The organism is Legionella feeleii (genome assembly GCF_001467625.1).
GTDB classification, from domain to species: domain Bacteria; phylum Pseudomonadota; class Gammaproteobacteria; order Legionellales; family Legionellaceae; genus Tatlockia; species Tatlockia feeleii.
This window is the reverse complement of sequence record NZ_LNYB01000082.1, coordinates 145,304-168,183: the sequence shown is the minus strand read 5'-3', so window position 1 is coordinate 168,183 and position 22,880 is coordinate 145,304. Positions and strand designations below refer to the sequence as shown.

Sequence of the window (22,880 nt, the reverse complement as noted above, 5' to 3'; positions counted from 1 at the left end):
TTAATTTGCGCAATTTTATCATTTTTTGTATTTTTTTGCACGGTAATTAATCTAGAGTCAGACTATGAGTTAATTTTGGCCTCTCAAGACTCCTCTGGCTTTGACAACCAGGGATAAAAAAATGTCGCTTCGTGCTTGTTATAAAACAGATTGACGATGCGGGAGTTTGGTATCTCTTGGAACTTTCTAATAGTAGCTAAATCAGTTTTTCCTTGTAATTTTATGGTAAAAATCATTTTTTTTGCCTTACCAGAGGCTATCCATTTCATAACAAGTGCATAAGCCCGGTCAGGGTAGCAGGCCACGTCTGACAGTACCCAATCATAAGTTTGCTCTAATTTCGCGGGCTCTAGTGAAAATGCACTTTGTTGTAAAAAATGCACTCGTGGAAGACGGGCAATTCTGGTATCCAATAAAGCTTTATCAACAGCAGTAACATTGGCGCCTAAGGATTGCATTACATAGGTCCAACCGCCAGGCGATGCACCCAAGTCCAATACGGAGTCTCCAGCTTTAGGATATTCTTCTAACAGGGTAAGAGCTTCCCATAATTTCAGATAGGCTCGATTGGGTGGATTTGTTTTGTCTTCGTTAAAAAAGCACTTTCCATCTGGCCATTTCTTGAGGCGCTTATTACTGTAGACTAAGGTGTTTTGATCTAAAAGACTGAAACTACCTATAGCTGGAATCTCGGTTTGGAGTGGAAAAGAGCGTATTATAGAAGGATATTTCCGTAATTGTTCTTCAATTAAACGGGAGCGTCTTATGTTAGCAATAGGATGTAAATACCAAAAATGACCAGCCTGGCGAAGAATTTTTACTGCTTCTGAAATGGATTGAAATTTTACAAGATGGGGTTCTAACCAAATATCCTGGGCAAAACATACATTTAGTTTTTTCACAGGGGAAAAGACTAAATCTTCGACAACATCAGAGAATTCTTCTATTTCTTGGCAAAACTCATGAAGAAATTCGTGTTTTACGGTATAAATGGCAGAAATTTTTTTTTGCGTTTCCATAAGCTTGTCATAAGAGCGGTTATTGTTGATGCCGGGGCTGTTTACTGATGTTGCAGATGGAACAGCGAACTAACTTAAACTAAGCTGATTATAAGTCATTCGATTTTAGATTAACAATAAATCGTGCTGGCTGGCTTTATCGCTAGTGTAAAAATTGAAAATTGGATAGAGTGCATCCTTTGGGAGTTGAGCGCTATGAATAAAAAAATGTTATTTTCTATACTCATCATGAGTAGCTGCCTATTAACCGGATGCTGGACAACCAAATCAGGCCAGAAATCGGGAATTATTGTGAAGGTTGCCAAAGAAGGTCGCTATTGGGGAACCTATGAAGGAGAAATGATACGCGGTGGTCTTGATAATGCGACTGGTGCTACGGGTCGAGAATTCCACTTCACCTTGGGACAGTTTAATTCTGAACTTGTTGAGCAGGCTGAACGTGCGATGCAAAATAATGAGCATGTTATTCTTACCTATCATTGTGAAGAATTTGTAGCTCCCTGGCGTGGGGAAACGAAATGTTTTGTCGACAGCATTAAAAGTTTGGACAGTGAGAAAAAAGAAACTAAATCCAAGCAATAAATTTTGCTTTCCTGGAGCTTACAGTGTGCTTGGGATCAGTGAGCGGTTTCACTAGCCGCTCGCTGTTTTGCTGATGCCAGACAAGTTAACGTGAACGTGGCATTTCAATGTTGCTGGTCAGGTTAGCCAAGTGTGCTTTGTATTCTTTCCAGGTGATCATCTGTTTCATTTCTTCATCATAGAGCTTGAGAGATATCAACTCTTTTGTATTTTTTAATCCAAACTTGGGTACGGCACTGAAACAGTCATTCTCTTTATGGCATTTTGCTAATCTGTAAAAGGGAATTCTAGGCGCCAAGGTATGGATGTGGTGGTAACCAATATTTGCTGTCAGCCATTTGAATGGTTGGGGTAAATCATAGAAGGTACTTCCTTTTAATGCTGAATCAAGCAAATTCCATTCTCTACTAGAAACAAAATATCTATGTTTAAAATTATGTTGTACATAGAACAAATAAATTCCCAAGGCACCAGCAAGCCATTGGGGTAATAGGATAGCTATTAAAAAAAACTTCAGGCCTGCAATGGCAATGATAGGGCCGTAAAGAAGAAGAATACCCAAATTGGTGATTATGACGCTTCGATGCTCTTTTTTACCAAACCCTTTGCGTTTACGAAAGAAGCGCTGATCAATTCCAAAGACATAAATCCAGCCGAGAAAAAACATGACGAAGCTATTTCGATATAACTGATAAACCAATTTACCCCAACGACTTTTTGCTTCGTATTCTCTAACGGTGAGAAGTTTTATGTCCCCTACCCAGGGCCGGGTATCTGCATTACCACCATTGGCATGATGAATAGCATGTGCTTTGCGCCAATAAAAATAAGGTGTAAAAAGGATAATCCCGGTAAAAACCCCAACCCAATCATTATATTTTCTCTTTTTAAAAAGATTCCCATGACCTAAATCATGCTGAAGAACAAAGAGGCGGGTAAAAAGAAGAGCAAGTGGAATGATCAGGATGAGTAGAGGCCAATAGTGATTGCTTAGAGCAACCTGTAAAATAACTAACCCCAGAATAAGTAAAACAAAATTCAAAGTAATTTCACCCAGACCACGCCAATTACTGGTTGCAATATACTTATAAATATCAAATGGAAACGTATTCAAGAAAATTCCAATAAGACTTCTAATATCATTAGTATACCTTAGATTTTTCATCGAAGAGGTTTTTTATACTTGTTATTACAGATTATTAGCAGATTGGCCTGGAAAGGATAATTCCGCGCTGGTGGGACTTTATTCATCAAATGACTGCCTCAAAATAGGTCAGAATCACTCAAGCTAAACTTTAAATTGTGGGGAGGGGCTTGTCATTGCATCAGTAAAAATAGCAAGGTAAGCAAAGCTGGCAGGGCTTGAATAAATAGTATTCTTACATGCACGAGAAGCCCCCCGGCAATGCCAGCAATTAAAGCACAACTTAAGAAGAAAAGTTTTACATGAAATGCTTCTATGGGCTCAGGGGATAGTAAGCCCCAGATAAGCCCTGCACTTAAAAAGCCATTATAAATACCTTGGTTCGCTGCAAGGGGCGCTGATTGAAAAGCAAACTCTGGCTGTGTTCGGAAAATTTTGCGGCCCAATGGTTTTTTCCAGAGAAAGAATTCGAGGATGAAAAACCAAAGATGTAAAATAGCGGTGATTACCACCCCAATGTCAGCCAAAAGTTTGAGCATTGCTTATCCAATAAAGTAAGTCCAACTTTAATCATAGCTCTCCTTTTCTACCAAGTCTCCCCAAAAGGACGTGCTTCGACTTCAAAAGACCATGCAGAAGGAGGTTGTTGAGTCAGCCAAAAAACAGTGTTTGCCACATCATTGGGTTTAACAAAAAAATCATCTGCCTTATCTGGCATGTGCTGGCGTGTGTTTGGCAAATCAACGATACCATCAATAATGACCAGGGCAACATGAATACCAAAGGGCCATAAATATTTGGCCATCGATTCTGTAAGGCTTCGTTGGGCCGCTTTGGCAGAGGCAAAGGCTGCAGTATTAATTCCTCCACGTCTAGAGGCAGTTGCGCCAATAACAATAATGTTACCGCGGCCTTTTTTCTTCATCTCGGTAATGACAGTCTGGCTGATAGTCAATAAACCTAAGGTATTAACACGCCAACTGGCTTCAAACGCCTCTGGCTTAATTTCTTCAATATTTCCCCAACTTCCTGAGCCAGCGTTATAGATGACACTATCAATTTCCCCCAGTTCGTTGGTGATTTTATTAAAAGTCTGTTTGATGGAGTTACTGTCAGTGATATCACATTCATAGGCCTGTGTGTCTGTCAGTTCAAGCGCAAGTTTAGAGGTAAAATCACTAGTGCGTGCCAGTAGGGCGACCTTATTGTTTTGCTTGCTAAAACAAGCTGCAAAAGCTGCTCCATTGCCCGGACCAACACCTACAACAACACAGACTGGCTTTTTCATATGATTTTCCTTAAAGCGTTGTGATTCCCTGAGTTTACACTTAAGATGGCTGTCAACGATAGCGAGCTGGATTAACTGATATTCTGGGGTATTAATCGTCTCTAATGAGACAATATTTGTTTAGTCTTGAATCATCATATAGTATTAAGTTCTTTTATCCGGGTAAACCAATAGTCATAAGATTCAGCCTTGATAATTAAGAAACCACCACGAGCAAACTTGTGTCAATTTGTTTAATTTATTGATATAATTAGATTTTTTCTATATTGAGTAATTATGAAAACCATAAATAAATGCTCAAAGTGCACAGTGGCTGATCCTCCGCCATTTGAAATCTCTTATGAACACATTAGGGAATTGTTAGATGCGGGTAAATTAAATATCTGGGAGTGGGATCTCGTCTCAGACGATGTCATTGATTTTGGCTATTCAGAGTCCTTATCTATTTTAGACGGGTATAAGGGAGAAATTGGGAGATTAAACCATTTTCTGACACGACTGCACCCGGATGATCGCGAACGTATTGCAAAAGAGTTGGAAGAAGCCTTTGTTCTCCAGGATGATTACAATGCCGAGTTTCGCATTCGACTGATGAATGGTCGCTATGAATGGGTTGCTGCTCGTGGCCGGTATATCCGCGACGCTGCTAGAAAACCAATTAAAATGATTGGTACCTGGTGTTTTATTACCGATCAAAAAAATATTCAGGAATTGGCGCGACGGCAGCAAACTACGCTTACGCGCTTATCACGTTGCTATGTGTTAGGAGAAGTTGCATCAACGTTAACCCACGAAATTTCTCAGCCACTACTTGTTACTAACACCTATCTCAGCGGCAGTGTACGTCGCTTAAAACAGAATGATATTGATAAAGAAGAACTCACTAATGTTTTAGAAGCTGCGCTCAAACAGGTTGATTTGATGGGTAAGATTATCAAGCGCATTAAGCGCTTTGTTACCCATGGAGAGTTGCATTATGAGCCAGTTGATTTAGCTTCAGTAGCAGAAAATGCAGTCAAAATAGCGCGTTTTTCATTCGATTTTGTCGTAACTGTAAATTATGATTTTGATAAAAACCTAACAAAGGCCATCCTGGATTCTAATCAAATCAAACAAGTATTTTTAAATCTTATTAATAATGCCTTTGAGGCTATGTTAGAGTCCAACACTCGGCAACCAACGTTAACTATCAAAATAGAGACAGCTAACGATGAAATCAATGTTTATATTATGGATAACGGGCCAGGTATCCCGCAAAATGTTGTTGAAAACTTATTTACTCCATTTTATAGCACGAAAGAATATGGCATGGGTGTGGGTTTATCTATTTGCCGTAATATCATCAAAGCACATGGCGGGGCGTTGTATATAGAAAATAACCTCATTGATGAAGGTGCTATATGCAGATTTAGCCTACCTTACATTGTGGAAGCAAATAATGGCTAGTACTGTATATATTGTTGAAGATGATCTGGAAGTGGCAAATGCACTGGAATGGCTTTTAAAATCTGTAAAGCTGGCAGTAAAAACATTTCTTAATCCTTACGAGTTTCTTGCACATTCCGATAAGCTGGAAGAAGGTTGTGTTTTATTGGATGTACGGATGCCGGCTATGAGTGGCATGGAGGTACTTAAGTTATTATGTCAGCGCAGCCATTGTCCTCCTGTTATTATGATTACCGGGCACGGAGATATTCCTATGGCGGTACAAGCGATGAAAATCGGAGCCAAAGAATTCATAACGAAACCTTTCAATGAACAATTTTTACTCGAAAAAATCCAGACTATATTAGCCAGCAAAAACGAGGTTAATCGAAACTATCAGCAAATGACTGAGGTAGCCAAGCAGTTTGCCTCGTTAACTGAACGAGAGCGCCAGGTAATGCATTTAGTTGTTGACGGTTATTTAAATAAACAAATTGCAGTGGAATTAGATATCGCTATCTCCACCGTCGAATTGCATCGTCGGAAAATTATGCTCAAAATGCAAGCACGTAATTTAGCGCAATTAATCAAAAAATCCTTACTCCTGGAGATCTAGGGTAATCAATAGGGTAATTATGGTAATTTGGTATATTCAACGATTACCCACATTGCTAAGATGCACCGTCGTAAAGCCCTCCCATTAGGACTCTCTCCATGTTGATAGCATGTGCCAGTTGCTAATTCCGAACCTAGGACCAATACATTTACCTAGGTTATACGACGAAGGCAGATTTTATGTGGAACTGTCCTACATGATTGAAAATATGGTGGAAGTTCAGCAGCCCGTAGTTCTTTTTTTGATGGATATCATTCCGGCTAACGAGGTTGAGTACAGTTTTTTTCTTACCAAGATTCAGGCGATTCGAAGAGAAGTAGCGAATAGTTTACGTCTGACTTTTAATAACAGGGGACTCCTGGGTTATAACAACAGTGCCCGGCTTTCGCTTGCAAATTATGTGAGCCCATTCAATACGTTACCTCATATGTGCCAGCAAATAGGGAACATAGTCGACTCCATCAATTCTTCTTTAACCGCCAAATGCCGTTTTGCCTTACTCTTATCTTATGCCTTAACAAATAAAGACGTGTTTACCGATCATCTCATTACGGAAGCACGGAATGCGCCTAAATGGATTTTTAATGAGGAAAAGCAACTCTGCATTCAGCAGGCTAAAAAATATATGGACACCCTATTTGAGCCTGCCAGTTAACGTTGTGTGGCGAATTTAGTTACATTTAGCACTTGGCGTACTTGACTCATCCCGGGTTGGCTCATCCTGACAACTTGTGAGGACAGAAACTCCTGCACTCACCAAATTACCAACGGCTTTCACCGCATTGAATAATCCAGGGGTAAGTGTACAAGCTGATGTAACACCTTGATAAACGGCGCCTATCTGGGAGGTGTTGAGTGCTGCTGCACCAAGATCAGTAAAGACACTATTATGTTCTGTTAAACTCAAGCCAGACAAGGTGCTAACAAACATAGTCATGCCATTTTCAGCCAAGGATGCTGGATTCATATAGAGATCATAAGCGGCATAAGTGAAAACGAGTGCATGGTAAGCCTGCATTCCAGCACGCCAGGCATTCTTTTGGTTAAAAAAGCCGAACATCTAAATCTACCTCCTGATTATTAAGTGCGTGTGGATTTAATAGTATGACCAAAAAAAAATCAAGATATATTTTTAAATCATCCGATCAATGAACGCTGTTACTTATTCCAGCTACAAATGTTTTCTTCTGTTTAAAAAAGGTTATTGAGTACTTCATGATTCTTTAAAATCCAGTACCGCATAGGCACACCCCGTGAACGAGGAAGTCAGTACCTGCCTATTTATGTTCAAATAATGGGCAACATTTGTAAAATCAAACTATACTAAAAAAAATTGTTTTCTTTTTGTGAGTTACCATGCCTATTCCTGCTTATCCCAAACAATTAGCTGAATTATTGCGAAAAAATGAGGCTGGCATAGCCAATACGGCTGACTCCTCACAGGAAGCAGATCAAAGTGTGATCAGGGAAATGCGTGTGCAGGATAGTTACGAGAATAATAATGACCCTAATGATATGCCGCTTGAAATTATGAAAAATGAAGAGAGTGATTTAGATCCCATCGATACCGAAGCTGAAATTAAAAAAAACCTGCAGCCTTAATTAGTTATCAATAATTCCCCCATCATTTCTACCAGGTACTGTCAAACACCCGTACAGGTTTGCGCCCCTTTCTGGCTAGTGCTATAAAGAGAGTTATTACTATTTGCTTTTAATGTATTGAAAAGAAGGAATCTTTCATGGCAAAAATGACAGGCGGTCAATTACTCGTTAAATGCTTGGAAGAGCAAGGTGTAGAATACGTATTTGGAATTCCTGGTGCTAAAATTGATTCAGTATTCAATGCATTAGTTGATTCTCGTATTAAACTGATTGTCTGTCGGCATGAGCAAAATGCAGCATTTATCGCAGCAGCCTATGGCCGTTTAACTGGAAAGCCTGGTGTTGTTTTAGTCACTTCCGGACCTGGAGTGGCCAATCTTGCCACTGGGTTGCTGACAGCAACGACAGAAGGTGACCCGGTAATCGCCATCGGTGGTAATGTAGCCCGGTCAATGAGCCTGAAACAATCCCATCAAGGAACAAACAACGTCAAATTGATGGAGGCGGTGACCAAGAGCAGTGTTGAAGCCCATTGGGTTGATAATATCCCGGAAATTGTTGCTAACGCATTTCGCACGGCTCTTACTCCTTCCAGTGGGGCCTGTTTTATCAGTTTGCCTCAAGATGTGTTGAATGACAGTACTGATTGTAATCCGATTCCTGGTATTGCTGCACCAGAATACGGTGAGGCGCCGAAAACGCTAATCGCAAGAGCTGCTGCCTTAATCAATCAGGCAAAGCAACCTGTCATTTTACTCGGTATGGAATCAAGTCGCCAAAATAATGCCAGGGCGATTCGAACGTTACTCAAAAAACATCCTTTTGCTTTAATCGGTACTTATCAGGCGGCTGGTGTTGTATCGAAGGAGTATGTTGATCTTTTTATGGGGCGAGTAGGATTATTTAAAAATCAGCCCGGAGATCAATTGCTGGATCTTGCTGATGTGGTAATCACCATAGGTTATAACCCCGTTGAATATGATCCAGAAATTTGGAATGCCTCCAATAAAAAAACAGTGGTTCATATCGATTACCATGCTTGTGATATCCATCTATCCTATCATCCTGCTTGTGAGATATTAGGTGATATTGCAACGAATATTAATAGTCTGTCTTCCCATCTGGAAAAACGTGAACGAGCGCTAAGCAATAAAATAGTTCATGCACGTCAATCCTTACTTGATAAAATTGATTCGGGAAAAAACTACAAAACATCACCCATTCATCCTTTACGTTTCATCTATGAATTAAGGCAGGCGGTTGATGATTCAACAACCGTTTGTTGTGACATTGGCACCGTGTATATGTGGATGGCACGTTATTTTTTTTCTTTCCGCCCACATCAATTATTATTTAGTAATGGCCAGCAAACCTTGGGAGTTGCCCTCCCTTGGGCGATTGCCAGTAATTACGCGCTTCCCCATGAAAAGGTCGTGTCAATTTCCGGAGATGGAGGCTTTTTATTTAGCGCCATGGAATTAGAAACAGCCGTGCGGGAAAAATTGCATTTCGTACATTTTATCTGGCGTGATGGAAGTTACAATATGGTTTTAGAACAAGAACTAATGAAATACCATCGTATCAGTGGTGTGACCTTGGGGCAGGTTAACATCCCCGATTTTGCTGCTGCATTCGGCGCTATTGGTTTGGAATTGACGAAGCCAGAAGAGTTTCAGGGTATTTTTGAGGAAGCTATGGCACAGAAGAAACCGGTACTGGTAGATGTGCCGATTGACTATAGCGACAATGCAGAGCTGTTTAAGACTATTGATCCAAACGCAGGTCATTGAGATGAGATGTCAGTAATCACTCAATCGGCGAGAAAAATGCAGGGATAACCCTGCATTGATCATTTGAAATTTATTCGCATGGAATCGACTGCTTTTGCTCTGTTTTTGGAAAGTCCTCAATCAGTTGCTCTTCCATGCCTTGGTAAATAACCTGTTGTGCAATAATATCAACGACATATTTTTGAGTTCCTGCAGCTACAATACGCTCAAGGAAAGTTGGATAATCAATCATTTGTTGCTGAATAGCAGAGATGGTTTTTTGTACTGATTCTTTATCAAAATTATTATTCACTGCTGTCTGGGTAAGGGCTATTTCTTCCCTATGAGTGGTTTTATCGTTGAAATAATAGTCTATATGATTGGCTTTCAAGTCGACCTCGTAGCGAATGACTCCCATTTCAGCAAGCTTTTTAACGTGTTCAGGGAAAATTATGGTGTTATTAAAACAACCATCGAGAGATTGTTTAATAAAAGCGATTGCCTCAGTTGATGGTTTCATTTCATTCTCCAATTAATAAATAACAAAAACCAGTTTAGAAGAGGTTTAAGGGAATATATTGGAAAAACACGACAAATCAGTAACAGATAATTTCGCCCGGCGTGCAGCCGGAAAACTGTTTGAACTCATGAATAAAGTGAGATTGATCGTAATAATAGTCATTAGCAAAAATGTTACTGAGCGGCAAACCGGTTTGTAATTGCTTGAAAGCGTGTTGAAAGCGTTTAACCTGCAAAAATTTTTTTGGGCTTATGCCAATCATTTCCTTAAAATGACGCTCCAGAGTTCGAGTACTATAACCGTAGTATTTCGCCAAGTTGTTTACAGAATTGATCAGCGGATTGTCCATTATTTCTTTGGCCAGCGAAATAATGGCCGTTTTTGGTGATTTCTCCGTGTTGGCTGAATGTAATTGGATGAGAAAGGCCTGCATGATGTCTGCTGAATGCGAAGTATTCTGTGCATTTAGTAATTCTTCTTCCAGTAAATCCATTTGGTTATAACCAATAAGTTCTGCTAGGCCAATTGCCTGATTATGCAAATGATAAGCCGATTCTTTGAGCAATAAAGGGATTGCCCAAGGATAAAATTTGATTAATAAGGTTTTCGTTTGTTCATTTTCCGGCTGGAATTCTTTAAATCCTGTCTGTAGACCACTGATACCGCAGCGTTTAAGTAAGGTTTTTTTACCATCCATGAGCAAAGAAAGTGAGCCATTGTATTGAAAACCCATCACAGCAAATAAATCGGGTAAGACTTTATATGGAGAGGCAGAGCGAGTATCTTTGGCTGTTTCAAGCGTGATACTTTCTACATAAGCCGTCAGTAAGGGATGTACAGGTATTTTTAAACTAGTCTGGTTTACAAGCAGCTTGTGCATAAGCGGTTTCATAGAATGTCTTTATTTCTGTCTATCACTAACAAGTAACCATCAAAACCAGTATGGTATAGGTTGCGTGAATTAATGGCAACTTGATTATTAGTTAACAATCCATAGTGTCGATTGTAGGTAATTAAGTAATGGTTCAACCCATTACTTAATTTTTGCTAGTAGCACTGGGACAGGCTGCATAGGGCCATGGATCTTTATTCATATTAAGTTTTTCCAATAAGGTATTTCTCAGGAGAGTACTATTCGCCTTGGTAGTGCCTGACCAATATCCTGTTGCACAAGTGGATGTATTGCAATCGCCCCCCAAAGTAAAGAATGGTTTTTTATGATGGATTTTACAACTACAGATGGCTTGACTGGGGGTTCTGGGATTGACGGTACAACGGGAATCAAGGCAATCAGTCCATGGGGATCCTTCAGGGCACATCATGCCTTTCTTTTGACCAAATTGAGCAAAGGAAAAGGAGGAGCGAATGCGTTTAATTTTGTATTTATTAATCCTGGGTTCTCGCTTATCACAAGAGGTAAATCCCAGACTAATGTCATTTTTAACAACGCAGGTGCAAAGTGCGTAACGTGGATGTCTTGGATCTGGTACGCAAGCAGCTGAGGTACAGAGAGCATACTCTTGTTGGCAACTAATTGGTTTTTGGGGTTGGCCAGAATAGGCATCAGCAAGACAACAGTTCAGAAGTAATAAACAAAAAAATATTTTTTTCTGCAGGTTAAATTTCATGCGTTCATCCCTAAAAGTTTTATTTAAAAAACATAGTGGATATCAAGGTAAAACACAAGAATGAGTCAAACGAAACCGGTAGTCGTATGGTGATGACTCGACTAATTACTCGCGTCAAATATCATAATTCCGTTTCCATCGTTGCCGTTACTTAAATGGCAACTCCAATCCATACCTAACTGTTTTTCATCGGTGAGCGGATCGTAATAGGCTACATGGAGTTCCGCTGAGTTGTCTTCAAATATACGCAGACGAGCATAATTATTCCAAAATTCGCCATGAGGATGTTCTATCAGCATGGTGATAGACGTGACAATAATATCCTTTTGTTGATCATCTACTTGTAATTTATAGTGGGTATATTCATTAAAATTAAATCGGGTACTGGCTCCTTTTAATTTAGGAAGAATATGGGAGGCAGCCGAATTGGGGTCAAGACTGCATTTATCAAAATGGAGAATAGCCTTAACATCATCACCACGCTCCAAGGCTGTGACGAGTTGGTTGTAATTGCTAATCAGGGTCGTTTGCGCTGAAGCCGCGTGGGTTACCAAGCTAAGAAACAAGATTCCTGTATGATTCAAAACTGAGATTCTCATCCATTTTCCTAACGGAGCAGACCTAATTAAAGGATAGCAGCTGCTTAAGAAGGCAGGTGAAATTTTTCGGTTTTGAGAATTAATTTGATGATGTCTTAAAACGATCAGAAGACACCTTCTGGCAGAAGGTGTCTCTAACATTCAGATTAGACCCGAGCTGAATTGTCTGGGCTGGGGGTGGCGGTATATTCTTGCCACTTGCGTTGTGCCTGTTTGCAACCATAGCAAGCCAAGTTATATAAATCAGGCAGGAACGACACAAAAGCATCGACGAAATCCATGGCTGAACCCTTGTTAAAACCATATATACAGCGATTAAATTCAGCGCTTTTTTTACTTAAAGCGATGTTTTCATCACGAGAAGAGGATGTTTCGCGGGAGGGGGGAAATAAGGTTAGAGAAGGTACTTTATAACTACTCTCATGTTGGTTTAGTTCCGCAATGTAGCCTTCTTCAATATCATTTGCAACTAAGTGTCTTATTTGTATAGGCGTAAGAACCGGGTAAAGAGTAACCATCATATTGCGAATGATGGGACTGTTTTGTAACTCTTCGTTCGTATTGACTCGCTTTTCTTGTGGGCCAAGACTCCAATTACAGCAAGCAACTGAAAGTTTTAATGCTTCTTGATATTCAGCATAGGCAAGAGAGCGTTGACTTAAGTGGTACATGGCTGAGCCCCAGCCTGCCCAACTTAAATACCCGACTAGAGGAAGAAAGGACAAGCTGGAGGCGACTACACCAAGAACAATACTGCCCATAATGGTTTGATCAAGTTCTTTGAGTGCTTTTGACTTTTGTTGCAATAAGGTGGTGCACCCTTTAATGAAGTCAGCATGTTGGTCTAGACTAAAAGGCTGAACTGGATGAACTGCAAGCACACCGTTCGAAGCTTGTGCCTGGTCTCCAATAGTAAAATAACTGGTTGAAGTTATTTGTTGCTTATTAAGTGGATTATCAATTGCTAGAGTAGGGATGGGTGTAGAAACTGGTTGTGTTCTTCCAAAATAACTTAATGCTAATTCCAATACTGATGCCATGTTATTTTCATCGTAATAATGAACGAAATGGCATTATAATGTTTTTTCTGCCAATAACAATTCATGGTTGACATGAAGGCCTATTTTCTAGTAGAACCCAATAGCATAAAAAAAGGCCGATTTCACCGTTATGAGTAGTAAAGTACATCATTATCAAGATTTAATTACCATTTTTAATACTTGCTTTTCGGAAAAGTATAATACCCAACTGGTTAAAGGTGATGAAGAGCCTATTTATCTGCCGGCTGACGAGCAACGTTCTTACCATGCTATTTTTTTTGCGCATGGTTTTTTTAGCAGTGCTCTGCATGAATGCGCGCATTGGTTTATTGCTGGCAAAGCGCGTAGAAAGCAGGTTGATTTCGGTTATTGGTATTTGCCGGACGGGCGCACAGCAGAACAGCAAGAACTATTTCAATCAGTGGAGGTAAAGCCTCAGGCGATGGAATGGATACTTTCTGTCGCAGCAGGGCATCGCTTTCGAGTTAGTATCGATAATCTTAATGGAGATGAAGCAGATACCGATATTTTCAAGCAGGCTGTGTATGAGCAGGTCGCAACCTATTGCAGACAGGGATTGCCGAGGCGTGCCGATTTGTTTCGCAATGCCTTGTGCTGCTTTTATGGAACATCTCCAGTGATGGACATCACCCAGTTCAAACTGGGCGATTTGTAAGTTTTTTCGCTAACCAAAATTATAGATTAAACCGAATTCGACCTGATTCCCTGTAGGAGTAATGGTCGTTGTTTTTAATGTCTCATTATCAAGCACAGCAAATGTTACTTTTTTATAGCGAAGGTAAGAGTACTCTATTCTTGCCGCGAGGTGTTCATTAATTTTTTGATTCATTCCTAAGCCAGCACGCAAACCGCCCAGATTCCTGCGAATACTGGCCAAAGAATTATCTCTAGTTGTAATTTTAAAGCGCCCATTGGTGTAACCCACACGACCGTAAAAGAGAGTGCTGTCGCCAAAGAGAAATCCCGGTAAGCCACTTAAACTATAGCTATAAGGCATTTCAAAGGTTGTATCAGTAATGTTGCTATTAACGTATTCATTATTTGCAGAAGCAAATTCCACCGTACTGACAGTAATATTGGCTTCAGCCGCTAGGTACCAGCTTCCATGCTGCCAGCCATGGCCTGCAAATAAGGAGCCAAAAACCCCTTTACCAGTTTTATGGGTTTTATCCAAGACATCAAAATTGGGGGGCGTATTTTGAGATTTAACAAAGGCATATTCCTTAAAATCTATGATGTCGGGTCCAGCACCGGCACCTGCATAAAACCCCGCGCTCCAGCATGATAAAGGCAATAAAATAAAAGCAAAGATAGTTTTCCGTAACATTGTTTTTCCAACCATTAAAAAATGAGTCAATGAGTATAATCCGAATAGAGGGGCTTGCAAGGTATGATCATCTTTTTCATGAATTAACGATGAAGAAAATCCCGCTTTAATATCTACAGAATAATATTCTTATTCCAGCCAGTCGGTCTTCAATTAGGTGTTGATAGGTTCATAGGCTTCTCCTGCCAAGGCTCTTATTGACTCCGGATAAGTAAAACTGGAGAGGATGCAATACGAATCACACTTTCTGCGACACTACCTAAAAATAAATGACTAAAGCCACGACGACCATGAGTCCCAATAACGAGCAAGTCAGCAGGCCAACGCTCAGCTTCTGCTACAATTTTTTCTGCCAGGCGTCCTTCAAGCTTCAGTTCGATAAGGCAATTATCACATTTGATCTTGGCCTTACGCACTAAAGCGTTGGCTTGATCCAGAATTTTTTGTCCTTGCCGTTTGTAAGCCGCAGCTAAGGTATCAAAATCAATATAACCCTCTGTGTAATTAACGATATTCTCATCAATGACATGAACAAGGCGCAGCTGAGCCTTGGCGTGAGCAGCCAGTTTAATTGCTTCCTGCAGGGCTAGCATGGAGGAATCGCTGCCATCAATGGCCACCATAATCTTTTTGTATATCATGATGCGTCTTCCCTATTTTCTATCTTTAACCTGGTGAAATGACTGGTACTTCTCTCTACTTATTTTAGACCCTGTTGTGACTCTTTGATAATGGAATGAATAGTAGTCAACTATACTCAAACAAAGGGACAAGTTCTCTTTGAGGTGGATTATTATCTGAAAAATAGAGATTTTTTAAGGGTAATAGAAGGGTGCGGGTAAATTTCATGAATGCAAATAAGGGAATTGAGCTGCAATTATTGACCATTACTCGCGGGTTCTTAAGTGAGCTCCAGGCAGATCGTGCGTTACAGGCTATTACGTTGGATGCTTCTTTGGAGCGTGAGTTAGGTATTGATAGCCTGGGGAAGGTAGAACTTTTCCATCGTATAGAACAAGCCTTTTTTGTTCATTTACCTGACAATGCAATGGTTGAGGCAGTGACACTCCGTGATTTAATCAAAATGGTTAAAGAGGGCAGAGTTAATACTTTATTACGAACTAAAAAGCAGCAATTTTCACCTGTACTTGAATCAAAAACACTTGACTTGACTACCACTTCATCACTCTATGAGGTGCTTTATACCTATGCGGAAAAAGAACCCAAACGCCCGCATATTTATTTGCAAGATGAGCATGGCAACGAGCAAATCATTCAATATGGCCAATTGGTTAAAGAGGCGGAGACCGTAGCTAGAGGTTTATACCAACGCGGTATTCAACCGGGTGAAACCGTCGCAATTATGTTACCTACCAGTGATGCATTTTTTTATACTTTTTGTGGCGTGTTACTGGCAGGAGCCATCCCTGTTCCTATCTATCCACCATTTCGTGCGGATCGTATCGAGGAGTATGCAAAACGTGAGGCAGGAATTCTACGTAACGCACAAGCTCGTTTATTAGTGACTTTTACTGCCGCGGAAACGCTCAGCAATATGTTGCAAACCTTCGTACCCAGTTTAAGCAAAGCCCTTACTGTAAAAAATTTACAAACATTTACTGGCAAGTTACCTACTGTTACTATAGAGCCAGATGATATTACTTTAATTCAATATACGTCAGGTAGTACGGGGGAACCGAAAGGGGTCGCTTTAACTCATAGAAACATGTTGGCAAATATTCGAGCAATAGAAAAGGCCATTGGCATAAAAGCAACCGATGTCAGCGTGAGTTGGTTGCCTCTTTATCATGATATGGGTCTGATGAGTTGGCTGGGTAGCCTTTATTTTGGTATTCCTGTCACCATTCTCTCGCCTCTTACCTTTTTGACTCGTCCAGAGCGCTGGTTATGGGCAATACATTATCATCGCGCAACAATATCTGGTGGCCCTAATTTTGCCTATGAATTATGCTTTAAAAAGATCAATCCAAATGAAATTGAAGGCTTGGATCTGAGCTCATGGCAGTACGCTTTTAATGGTGCTGAAGCAATTAATCCCAAAACTCTCGAGCGTTTCGCCAGGAAATTTGCTCCCTATGGTTTTAAGCTTGAGTCGTTTGCTCCTGTCTATGGTTTAGCAGAAGCTACAGTAGGGTTAACGTTTCCTGGCAAAAAGCGAGTGCCACGAATCGATAAAATTCAACGTGAATGGTTTGAAAAAGAAAGTAAAGCAATTCCGGCATCGAAAGGGGAGGAAGCTGTTGAATACGTGGGATGTGGGGAGGTTTTAACCGACCATGACATCCGTATCGTGGATGATAAAAGTGCTGAATTACCTGAAAGGGTAGTAGGAAATATACAATTCAAAGGTCCTTCTGCCATGCAGGGTTACTATAATAATCCGCAAGCGACCCAAAAAGCGTTCAGTGATGGCTGGTGGGATACGGGAGATTTAGGGTATTTGGCTGATAAAGAACTGTTTATCACTGGACGTAAAAAAGACTTGATTATTAAAGCAGGCCGTAATATTTACCCGGAAGAGATCGAGGAAATACTCAACCAGATAAGCACTATTCGCAAAGGATGTACTGTAGCTTTTGGTATAAGTGACCCGAGTATAGGTACTGAAAAACTGGTAGTAGTTGCTGAAATTTATGAGTTGGTAAAAACAAAACAACAAGCTATTCGCGCGGAAATTATTGAAAAAATGGCGATGGAATTAGGTATACCGCCTGATATAGTCATCTTGGTACCACCAAGAACTGTTCCAAAAACCTCAAGTGGAAAACTACAACGCTCTGCCTGTAAGCAGGCTTATATCGAAGGCAAATTAAGTAAGCAGCAATTGCCAGTCAAGTTGCAGTTGATAAAATTAGCTTGTATCAGTGCAGGTAAAAAAATTGATAGCTGGTTTTGTTATTTGGGAAGACTGGTATACAGCCTCTACGTAGCTATTTTATTAGTCATTATTTTGCCCATTATGTGGTTTCTTTTGCTGCTTCTTTCCTCTCAAAATACCGCTAAAATGCTACGCTTTTTTGCTCGTCTCTTTTTTAGACTCACTTTTTGTCCTGTTACCATCGAAGGAAAAAACAACTTAAAAGATCTCGGTTCTGTGATTTATGTAGCTAATCATGCCAGCTATGTCGACGCGCTTGCTTTAGTGGCAGTTTTGCCGACAAATATTGCAATCGTCGCGAAAAAAGAATTATTAAGCGTACCTGTTATTAATAAATTTATTAAAAAATTGAATTATCCAACTGTTGATCGAATGGATTTTACCAAGAGTTTGGAAAATAAGAGCCTCATTGAAGCAGTACTGCGACAGGGGCAATCCATTGTTATTTTTCCTGAAGGAACGTTTACCTATGCTACCGGATTACGTCCCTTTAAATTAGGTGCCTTTATTATTGCAACCGAAACAACCACATCCCTGTGTCCAGTTTCCTTACAGGGAACACGCGCAATTTTACGTGGCAATAATTTACTGGCCAAACCAGGAAAGATCAAAGTGGTTATTGGCAAACCTGTCTCTCCCAAAGGGAACGATTGGCACGAAATTATCCGTCTGCACTCAATAGTGCGTAACGAAATTGCCAAAAACTGTGGTGAGCCGGTGATTGATATCATTGTCGCAGGTCCAGCCATCGATTAGAGGCTGTTGAGCTTTCTACTATCTTGGCACTTATAGCCTGATTTTCTGTGCTTCGCTGCTCACATACTGGCATGTATGCTGCGCTGCGATGCTCGAAAATCAGGCTATAAGCACTCAAGCCAGCGAAAGCTCAACAGCCTCTTACTTATCTTGGTGCTTTAGGTCTGATTTTCCCTGTTTCATTGCTCACATACTGGCATGTATGCTGCGCTGCGATGCTCGAAAACCAGGCTATAAGCACTCAAGCCAGCGAAAGCTCAACAGCCTCTTACTTATCTTGGTGCTTCAGGTCTGATTTTCCCTGTTTCATTGCTCACATACTCGCCGCCCCAAGAGGAGGATTTTCTTCCCGTTTTCTTTCTTTTGCAAAAGGAAGGTAGGGACGAAATGCAAAAGAAAGAATAACAAGCAGAAGTAAAATAACCATCATCCATCCCATTAAGTAAAAACAGTCGTCCAGGGCTAAAGCTGTAGCCTGGCGATCGAGGAGTGAATTTAATTTTGCCAATGCTTTCTCCCCTGACAGATGGAAGTGTTCTGCCCGTTCAAAAAATTGTTGGGTAGGCGGGGCCAGGGGAGTTAGCAGGCTGCCTAAGCGTTCATGATAAAATACTTGTCGGCGTTGCCATAAAATAACATATAAGCTCGCACCCAATGCACTGCCAAGCAGACGTACAATATGAAATACGTTGATCCGTTCCGCTGCCTGATCTTGAGGATAGATAGTGACAGACATGCGGAAAAGCGGTGGTAAAAAAAGGGCGAGTCCAAGTCCTGCCAAAAGCCGCGAAACGGCAATTCTGCCAAAATTAATCTCTACATTAAATGTAGCTGTGTAAAAGCAAGAGATAGCAAAAAAAAGTAAAGCGGTTGCAAGCGGAATCCGTGCATCAAAGCGTTTGTAGTTTAAGAATATCGGAATCCACGCACCAAGAGCCATTGTACCTATCAATAAAATAATCCAGTCCGGGGTGTAATTGACGTAGAGTTTCAACCATAGTGATAAGAGAATGACCATACCAAAATAGGCCGAAAAAAGGAGCGCAACATTCAATAAAGCAAAGCAAAAATAGAGATGTTTGAATAGCCTGAACTCAACGATAGGATGAGGGAACGAAAGACTACGTAGAATAAAATAAAGAAAACCAATTCCGCCTGCGATGAGCATAAAAGTAATTAATGAAGAGCGAAACCAATCGAGCTCTTGCCCAAGAATTAAGGCTGTACCAATAAAAAACAGGCTAGTGCTATAAAAGCAATAACCAACCTTATCAAAAAGCACTTTCTCCGGCGGCTTATGAAATTTCCTAAAGCCATAACCAACATAGATAATTAAAAAAAGGCAGATAGGAATATTGGGTACAAACAAGGCTTGCCAATGATAGTTAAATGCGACCCAGCCACCCCAACAAGCACCAAGTACCGGGGTAATAGCAAAACAGGTTAAAAGGAGTGGCATAACAAATTCAGGTTTTTTTTCTGGAGCCAGGAGAGGGATCAGAGACATGGTAATCAGGAGAAACAGTGGTCCAGATGCAAACCCTTCCAAAAAACGAAACAGAATGAAATTAAAATAATTACTGGCAACAACGCATTGCCAGGAAAAGATGACCATGAGGCATAAACACAGGACATAGAGATGAATCGCACTCAAACGAGTAACCCAGGGTTTTCCCAAAGGGACACCCAATACGTTACCGAGACAGAAAAAGCTGACCCCATAAGGCGCTAAATAAGCATTGCCCCCGAGATCACTGACGATATAAAGACCTGCCATCATTGGCAAAGTAAGGTTAAAAATAACAATTGCTAACGAGAGAATCAAAACATAAAAGATCATTTAGGTGGCCCCTCGCCAAGAACTACCTCTTTAAGAGCCAGGGGAGTTTGTGCATAATCTTTTAGTTTGGGATCTAAATTATTGGCGATAATGTGAGCAATCAAGTCCTGAACACCTAGTTCTTCTTGTTTGAATATATCAGTTGCATAATGGGGTGCTCCTTCGGATGAAGTCGGTACCAGCGAGCCGCTTTGATCAGAAATATCAACAGTAACTTCCAACGATAAACCAATACGAAGTGGATGTTTTTTTAATTCATTGGCATCAAGTTTGATACGAACAGGTAAACGTTGGACTATCTTAATCCAGTTGCCTGAGAGGTTTTCTGGTGGTAACAATGAGAATGCGTTGCCTGCAGCACCTGGCAAACCGACAATTTCTCCATGAAAAACAACGGAGCTGCCATAAAGATCGGAAATAACCCTGGCTTTTTGGCCAATACGCATTTTTTTAACTTGCGTCTCTTTAAAGTTTGCATTGACCCAGATTTGATCAAGCGGGATGATACTCAGTAGCAGGGTACGCTTTAACGCCCTCATTCCTACCTGAATCCGTCGTTGTGCGACAAGTCCATCTACGGGGGCATAGATTTTACAACGATAAAGTTGTACCCAGGTATCACGTACCTGTTGGGCAGCTTCCAGCACTAGGGGATGCGCGGTAATGGTAGTCCCTTGCACAAAAGCCAAGGCCCTTTGATACTGGCTTTTTATGCTTTTTAATGCGGCAAAACTAGCTTTCAAATCATCTACGGCATGTTGATAATCTTCCAGAGAGACGCCTTTTGCATGAATGACTGCATAACGATGCTTGAAATCTTGTCGGGCTTTCAACAATTGCGCTTGTCTAATTTCAATTTCTGCCGCTAGTGTAAAAACATCATGGAAAGCCTGGCAGATATCACGCACAATTCTTGCCAGATTTTTTTTTGCTTTTTCCAGTGCAATTAATGAATCGGTTTCATTCAATTGCACCAGAAGCTGGCCTTTGCTAACAAGAAAACTGTCATCGGTATTAATGGCCGTTACAAAACCTTCCCGCAAAGGTTGAAGAAAAACCTGGTTACCTTCTACATAAGCGTCGTCAGTGTATACTTCTGTTCGCCAGACGATAAGCCAATAAAGGAAGAGAAGCAAAAAAATGCATAAAAGGGCAATGGTTAACTTATAAGCAGGAGTCGTTTTTTTCATGCGGTTCTCACCAGAGGGATCTCCGTTTGACAGTAGCCGCCGCCCAATACTTTGGTTAGTTTAACTGACGCTAAATATTGGTTATACAGCAACGTGGTGTTAATTAATTTTTGTTCAATTACTTCTTCACGCAGAGCATAATCACTAAATTGACTGTCTAGTCCTTTTTGTTGGCGTAATTGGGTTAAGCCCAAGCGTTTTTCGGCAGAAACGATGAGCTCTACCTGGTCTTGCTTCTGTTGATAGACGGATTTTGCGAAAGCCAGCACGTCCAGCACTTCCTGTGTACTGCGTAACAATAAATTATTGTAAGCAAAAATAGCTGCATCAAACTCTGCTTTTGTTCCTCTGATATTCGCTCGAATAGCGCCTGCGGTAAAAATCGGTAAGTGAATGGCAGGCCTTAATGCTGTTGTGGCACTTGAGCGATCAAACAGTTTTTTCCAATGAGTACTTTCTAAACCAACGAGACCAACAATATTGACGTTGGGGTAATATTCCGCCATGGCGGCACCTGTTCTAAAAGCTAAGGCTTTGGCGCGCCAAATCTGTGCCATCAGATCGGGCCTGCGAGCGATCAGATCGATGGAGAGTGTTTGCGGAATATGAAGTTTTTTCGGGAGGGCGGGAAGTTTCTTATCGATAATTAATGGGCAGTCAGGACCACGTCCTGCCAGAACATTGATAAGGTGTTTATCAACGGCAAGTTCTTCATTAATAGTGCTGAGAAGCCGTTTGGCTTCGAATAAATTTTCTGCAGCGAGATAGGTAGGCAGTGCTGAAGACAGTGCGCTGCGCTGCATTAAATTTTGTAAATCGTTAATGTTTTGTCGTACGCTAACCAGCTGTTCATACAATTCTTTCCTGATGAGGTTGGTTTGATAAGCAAAAAAGGCTTGGGCCAGGGCCGTTGTTACAATTAATTCAACCTGGGCTTCTTCTGCTTGTTGTGCTTTTTCCTTGCCAATTGCCTCATAAAAAAGGTTATGATTTTGTCCCCAAAAATCAAATTCATAATTGAAGGACAAGGTTAGATCAACCAAATTGACGCTTAAGGGAAGGTTGGGATTCAGGGCACGGTATAAGCCGTTTTTACTTAAAAATTGCCTATTTTCTGTGGCATCAAAAAACACGAGTGGGAATAACACCGAGCGAGCCACAACGGCTTCTTGTCTGGCAGTAACAATACGACTTCTCATCTCTTGAATTGAGGGATTTGTTGCTAATGCAGAGGCGATCAGGGCATTTAATTCGGGTGAATGATAGGCTAACCACCATTGTTTGTCTGGCCAATCACCCTGTGCAAAAATTTCTTGTTCCTTTAAATTTTTTTTAACGCTTTTTTCCATATTAGGGAGGGCTCGCAAATGCTTGACCTGAGCGTGTGGGGGCAATGAGATAGAACAGGATGTTAATATAGCCACTAAACTGACGAAAATGAGTATCCTTGTAATTACCCACATGCATGTTTCCCTTTGCTGACTCAAAACGAATAGAATTCAAGAGATGCCTGACGAAGAGCTCGTCTGGCATCCTCTAAGAGATTATCGGGAAAATGGTATGGTTGCAAAAAATAAAACAAAACAAACAGGGAAAATAGCCAGGGTATTTTAAT

At 40.7% G+C, this 22,880-nt stretch carries 23 protein-coding genes; 8 read left to right on the top strand and 15 right to left on the bottom strand.

Annotated elements, in window-relative coordinates; genetic code table 11:
* Positions 1-83: 83 nt before the first annotated feature.
* The gene (locus Lfee_RS12005; RefSeq protein ID WP_058447128.1) at positions 84-1,019 is read right to left on the bottom strand and encodes an SAM-dependent methyltransferase; all 936 of its coding nucleotides are present in this window, start codon (positions 1,017-1,019) and stop codon (positions 84-86) included.
* Between the two features lie 195 nt (positions 1,020-1,214).
* Here Lfee_RS12005 and Lfee_RS12000 point away from each other — a divergent pair, with 195 nt between their 5' ends.
* Complete coding sequence (locus Lfee_RS12000; RefSeq protein WP_058447125.1) at positions 1,215-1,601, top strand: hypothetical protein; 387 nt, start codon at positions 1,215-1,217, stop codon at positions 1,599-1,601.
* A gap of 85 nt (positions 1,602-1,686) precedes the next feature.
* Here Lfee_RS12000 and Lfee_RS11995 read toward each other — a convergent pair whose 3' ends face one another.
* The 3 genes from Lfee_RS11995 to Lfee_RS11985 all read right to left on the bottom strand — a co-directional run bounded on the left by Lfee_RS11995 (position 1,687) and on the right by Lfee_RS11985 (position 4,033).
* The gene (locus tag Lfee_RS11995; protein WP_058447123.1) at positions 1,687-2,715 is read right to left on the bottom strand and encodes a fatty acid desaturase; all 1,029 of its coding nucleotides are present in this window, start codon (positions 2,713-2,715) and stop codon (positions 1,687-1,689) included.
* Between the two features lie 203 nt (positions 2,716-2,918).
* Complete coding sequence (locus tag Lfee_RS11990; protein ID WP_058447121.1) at positions 2,919-3,284, bottom strand: DUF1304 domain-containing protein; 366 nt, start codon at positions 3,282-3,284, stop codon at positions 2,919-2,921.
* A 47-nt stretch (positions 3,285-3,331) separates the two neighbouring features.
* Positions 3,332-4,033, bottom strand: coding sequence for an SDR family NAD(P)-dependent oxidoreductase (locus Lfee_RS11985; protein WP_058447119.1), 702 nt, complete (start codon positions 4,031-4,033; stop codon positions 3,332-3,334).
* Positions 4,034-4,309: 276 nt separating this feature from the next.
* Here Lfee_RS11985 and Lfee_RS11980 point away from each other — a divergent pair, with 276 nt between their 5' ends.
* From Lfee_RS11980 to Lfee_RS11970, 3 genes are all read left to right on the top strand, one after another.
* The gene (locus Lfee_RS11980; protein ID WP_058447117.1) at positions 4,310-5,479 is read left to right on the top strand and encodes a sensor histidine kinase; all 1,170 of its coding nucleotides are present in this window, start codon (positions 4,310-4,312) and stop codon (positions 5,477-5,479) included.
* Positions 5,472-6,074: a response regulator transcription factor gene (locus Lfee_RS11975; RefSeq protein WP_058447115.1), complete on the top strand. Its 603-nt coding sequence runs from the start codon at positions 5,472-5,474 to the stop codon at positions 6,072-6,074. Before Lfee_RS11980 ends, Lfee_RS11975 begins: the two co-directional genes overlap by 8 nt.
* A gap of 196 nt (positions 6,075-6,270) precedes the next feature.
* Positions 6,271-6,729 carry a hypothetical protein gene (locus tag Lfee_RS11970; RefSeq protein ID WP_058447114.1) on the top strand — a complete coding sequence of 153 codons (459 nt, stop codon included), beginning with the start codon at positions 6,271-6,273 and terminating at the stop codon, positions 6,727-6,729.
* Between the two features lie 15 nt (positions 6,730-6,744).
* On the opposite strand, the gene Lfee_RS11965 is transcribed toward Lfee_RS11970, so the two are convergent.
* Positions 6,745-7,134 carry a hypothetical protein gene (locus Lfee_RS11965; RefSeq protein WP_058447112.1) on the bottom strand — a complete coding sequence of 130 codons (390 nt, stop codon included), beginning with the start codon at positions 7,132-7,134 and terminating at the stop codon, positions 6,745-6,747.
* A gap of 296 nt (positions 7,135-7,430) precedes the next feature.
* Between Lfee_RS11965 and Lfee_RS11960 the strand changes: the two genes are divergently transcribed.
* The gene (locus Lfee_RS11960) at positions 7,431-7,676 is read left to right on the top strand and encodes a hypothetical protein (RefSeq protein ID WP_058447110.1); all 246 of its coding nucleotides are present in this window, start codon (positions 7,431-7,433) and stop codon (positions 7,674-7,676) included.
* 137 nt (positions 7,677-7,813) lie between these two features.
* Complete coding sequence (gene alsS / locus Lfee_RS11955) at positions 7,814-9,466, top strand: acetolactate synthase AlsS (RefSeq protein ID WP_058447108.1); 1,653 nt, start codon at positions 7,814-7,816, stop codon at positions 9,464-9,466.
* Positions 9,467-9,536: 70 nt separating this feature from the next.
* Here alsS and Lfee_RS11950 read toward each other — a convergent pair whose 3' ends face one another.
* The 5 genes from Lfee_RS11950 to Lfee_RS11930 form a co-directional block, all read right to left on the bottom strand.
* On the bottom strand, positions 9,537-9,965 hold the full coding sequence (locus Lfee_RS11950; RefSeq protein ID WP_058447106.1) for a DUF1398 family protein: 429 nt from the start codon (positions 9,963-9,965) through the stop codon (positions 9,537-9,539).
* A 76-nt stretch (positions 9,966-10,041) separates the two neighbouring features.
* A complete protein-coding gene (locus Lfee_RS11945; protein WP_058447104.1) occupies positions 10,042-10,857 on the bottom strand; it encodes a helix-turn-helix domain-containing protein in 816 nt (271 codons plus the stop codon).
* Between the two features lie 145 nt (positions 10,858-11,002).
* Positions 11,003-11,593, bottom strand: coding sequence for a hypothetical protein (locus tag Lfee_RS11940; RefSeq protein ID WP_058447101.1), 591 nt, complete (start codon positions 11,591-11,593; stop codon positions 11,003-11,005).
* Positions 11,594-11,694: 101 nt separating this feature from the next.
* Entirely contained in the window at positions 11,695-12,192 is a 498-nt protein-coding gene (locus Lfee_RS11935) for a hypothetical protein (protein WP_058447099.1), read from the bottom strand.
* A gap of 146 nt (positions 12,193-12,338) precedes the next feature.
* Positions 12,339-13,232: a hypothetical protein gene (locus tag Lfee_RS11930; RefSeq protein ID WP_058447097.1), complete on the bottom strand. Its 894-nt coding sequence runs from the start codon at positions 13,230-13,232 to the stop codon at positions 12,339-12,341.
* A gap of 130 nt (positions 13,233-13,362) precedes the next feature.
* Here Lfee_RS11930 and Lfee_RS11925 point away from each other — a divergent pair, with 130 nt between their 5' ends.
* On the top strand, positions 13,363-13,908 hold the full coding sequence (locus Lfee_RS11925; RefSeq protein WP_058447095.1) for an elongation factor P hydroxylase: 546 nt from the start codon (positions 13,363-13,365) through the stop codon (positions 13,906-13,908).
* A gap of 9 nt (positions 13,909-13,917) precedes the next feature.
* Here the strand turns inward: Lfee_RS11925 and Lfee_RS11920 are convergent, their stop codons facing one another.
* Positions 13,918-14,580, bottom strand: coding sequence for an outer membrane protein (locus tag Lfee_RS11920; protein ID WP_058447093.1), 663 nt, complete (start codon positions 14,578-14,580; stop codon positions 13,918-13,920).
* A gap of 194 nt (positions 14,581-14,774) precedes the next feature.
* The gene (locus Lfee_RS11915) at positions 14,775-15,221 is read right to left on the bottom strand and encodes a universal stress protein (protein ID WP_172606819.1); all 447 of its coding nucleotides are present in this window, start codon (positions 15,219-15,221) and stop codon (positions 14,775-14,777) included.
* Positions 15,222-15,427: 206 nt separating this feature from the next.
* On the opposite strand from Lfee_RS11915, the gene Lfee_RS11910 reads away from it, so the two are divergent.
* Positions 15,428-18,235, top strand: coding sequence for an AMP-binding protein (locus Lfee_RS11910; RefSeq protein WP_082646642.1), 2,808 nt, complete (start codon positions 15,428-15,430; stop codon positions 18,233-18,235).
* A gap of 313 nt (positions 18,236-18,548) precedes the next feature.
* On the opposite strand, the gene Lfee_RS11905 is transcribed toward Lfee_RS11910, so the two are convergent.
* Genes Lfee_RS11905 through Lfee_RS11895 form a run of 3 tightly spaced genes read right to left on the bottom strand, consistent with a single transcriptional unit; the run spans position 18,549 to position 22,728 of the window.
* A complete protein-coding gene (locus tag Lfee_RS11905; protein ID WP_058447091.1) occupies positions 18,549-20,075 on the bottom strand; it encodes an MFS transporter in 1,527 nt (508 codons plus the stop codon).
* Positions 20,072-21,265, bottom strand: a complete 1,194-nt coding sequence (locus tag Lfee_RS11900) for an HlyD family secretion protein (protein WP_058447089.1) — start codon at positions 21,263-21,265, stop codon at positions 20,072-20,074. Before Lfee_RS11900 ends, Lfee_RS11905 begins: the two co-directional genes overlap by 4 nt.
* On the bottom strand, positions 21,262-22,728 hold the full coding sequence (locus Lfee_RS11895) for an efflux transporter outer membrane subunit (RefSeq protein WP_058447087.1): 1,467 nt from the start codon (positions 22,726-22,728) through the stop codon (positions 21,262-21,264). Before Lfee_RS11895 ends, Lfee_RS11900 begins: the two co-directional genes overlap by 4 nt.
* Between the last annotated feature and the right edge of the window lie 152 nt (positions 22,729-22,880).

Excerpts from the sequence above, each read along its gene's own strand:
- Lfee_RS12005 (WP_058447128.1), bottom strand. The coding sequence starts at position 1,019 with ATGGAAACGCAAAAAAAAATTTCTGCCATTTATACCGTAAAACACGAA.
- Lfee_RS12000 (WP_058447125.1), top strand. The coding sequence starts at position 1,215 with ATGAATAAAAAAATGTTATTTTCTATACTCATCATGAGTAGCTGCCTA.
- Lfee_RS11990 (WP_058447121.1), bottom strand. The coding sequence starts at position 3,284 with ATGCTCAAACTTTTGGCTGACATTGGGGTGGTAATCACCGCTATTTTA.
- Lfee_RS11985 (WP_058447119.1), bottom strand. The coding sequence starts at position 4,033 with ATGAAAAAGCCAGTCTGTGTTGTTGTAGGTGTTGGTCCGGGCAATGGA.
- Lfee_RS11980 (WP_058447117.1), top strand. The coding sequence starts at position 4,310 with ATGAAAACCATAAATAAATGCTCAAAGTGCACAGTGGCTGATCCTCCG.
- Lfee_RS11975 (WP_058447115.1), top strand. The coding sequence starts at position 5,472 with ATGGCTAGTACTGTATATATTGTTGAAGATGATCTGGAAGTGGCAAAT.
- Lfee_RS11970 (WP_058447114.1), top strand. The coding sequence starts at position 6,271 with ATGATTGAAAATATGGTGGAAGTTCAGCAGCCCGTAGTTCTTTTTTTG.
- Lfee_RS11965 (WP_058447112.1), bottom strand. The coding sequence starts at position 7,134 with ATGTTCGGCTTTTTTAACCAAAAGAATGCCTGGCGTGCTGGAATGCAG.
- Lfee_RS11960 (WP_058447110.1), top strand. The coding sequence starts at position 7,431 with ATGCCTATTCCTGCTTATCCCAAACAATTAGCTGAATTATTGCGAAAA.
- alsS (WP_058447108.1), top strand. The coding sequence starts at position 7,814 with ATGGCAAAAATGACAGGCGGTCAATTACTCGTTAAATGCTTGGAAGAG.
- Lfee_RS11950 (WP_058447106.1), bottom strand. The coding sequence starts at position 9,965 with ATGAAACCATCAACTGAGGCAATCGCTTTTATTAAACAATCTCTCGAT.
- Lfee_RS11945 (WP_058447104.1), bottom strand. The coding sequence starts at position 10,857 with ATGAAACCGCTTATGCACAAGCTGCTTGTAAACCAGACTAGTTTAAAA.
- Lfee_RS11940 (WP_058447101.1), bottom strand. The coding sequence starts at position 11,593 with ATGAAATTTAACCTGCAGAAAAAAATATTTTTTTGTTTATTACTTCTG.
- Lfee_RS11935 (WP_058447099.1), bottom strand. The coding sequence starts at position 12,192 with ATGAGAATCTCAGTTTTGAATCATACAGGAATCTTGTTTCTTAGCTTG.
- Lfee_RS11930 (WP_058447097.1), bottom strand. The coding sequence starts at position 13,232 with ATGGCATCAGTATTGGAATTAGCATTAAGTTATTTTGGAAGAACACAA.
- Lfee_RS11925 (WP_058447095.1), top strand. The coding sequence starts at position 13,363 with ATGAGTAGTAAAGTACATCATTATCAAGATTTAATTACCATTTTTAAT.
- Lfee_RS11920 (WP_058447093.1), bottom strand. The coding sequence starts at position 14,580 with ATGTTACGGAAAACTATCTTTGCTTTTATTTTATTGCCTTTATCATGC.
- Lfee_RS11915 (WP_172606819.1), bottom strand. The coding sequence starts at position 15,221 with ATGATATACAAAAAGATTATGGTGGCCATTGATGGCAGCGATTCCTCC.
- Lfee_RS11910 (WP_082646642.1), top strand. The coding sequence starts at position 15,428 with ATGAATGCAAATAAGGGAATTGAGCTGCAATTATTGACCATTACTCGC.
- Lfee_RS11905 (WP_058447091.1), bottom strand. The coding sequence starts at position 20,075 with ATGATCTTTTATGTTTTGATTCTCTCGTTAGCAATTGTTATTTTTAAC.
- Lfee_RS11900 (WP_058447089.1), bottom strand. The coding sequence starts at position 21,265 with ATGAAAAAAACGACTCCTGCTTATAAGTTAACCATTGCCCTTTTATGC.
- Lfee_RS11895 (WP_058447087.1), bottom strand. The coding sequence starts at position 22,728 with ATGTGGGTAATTACAAGGATACTCATTTTCGTCAGTTTAGTGGCTATA.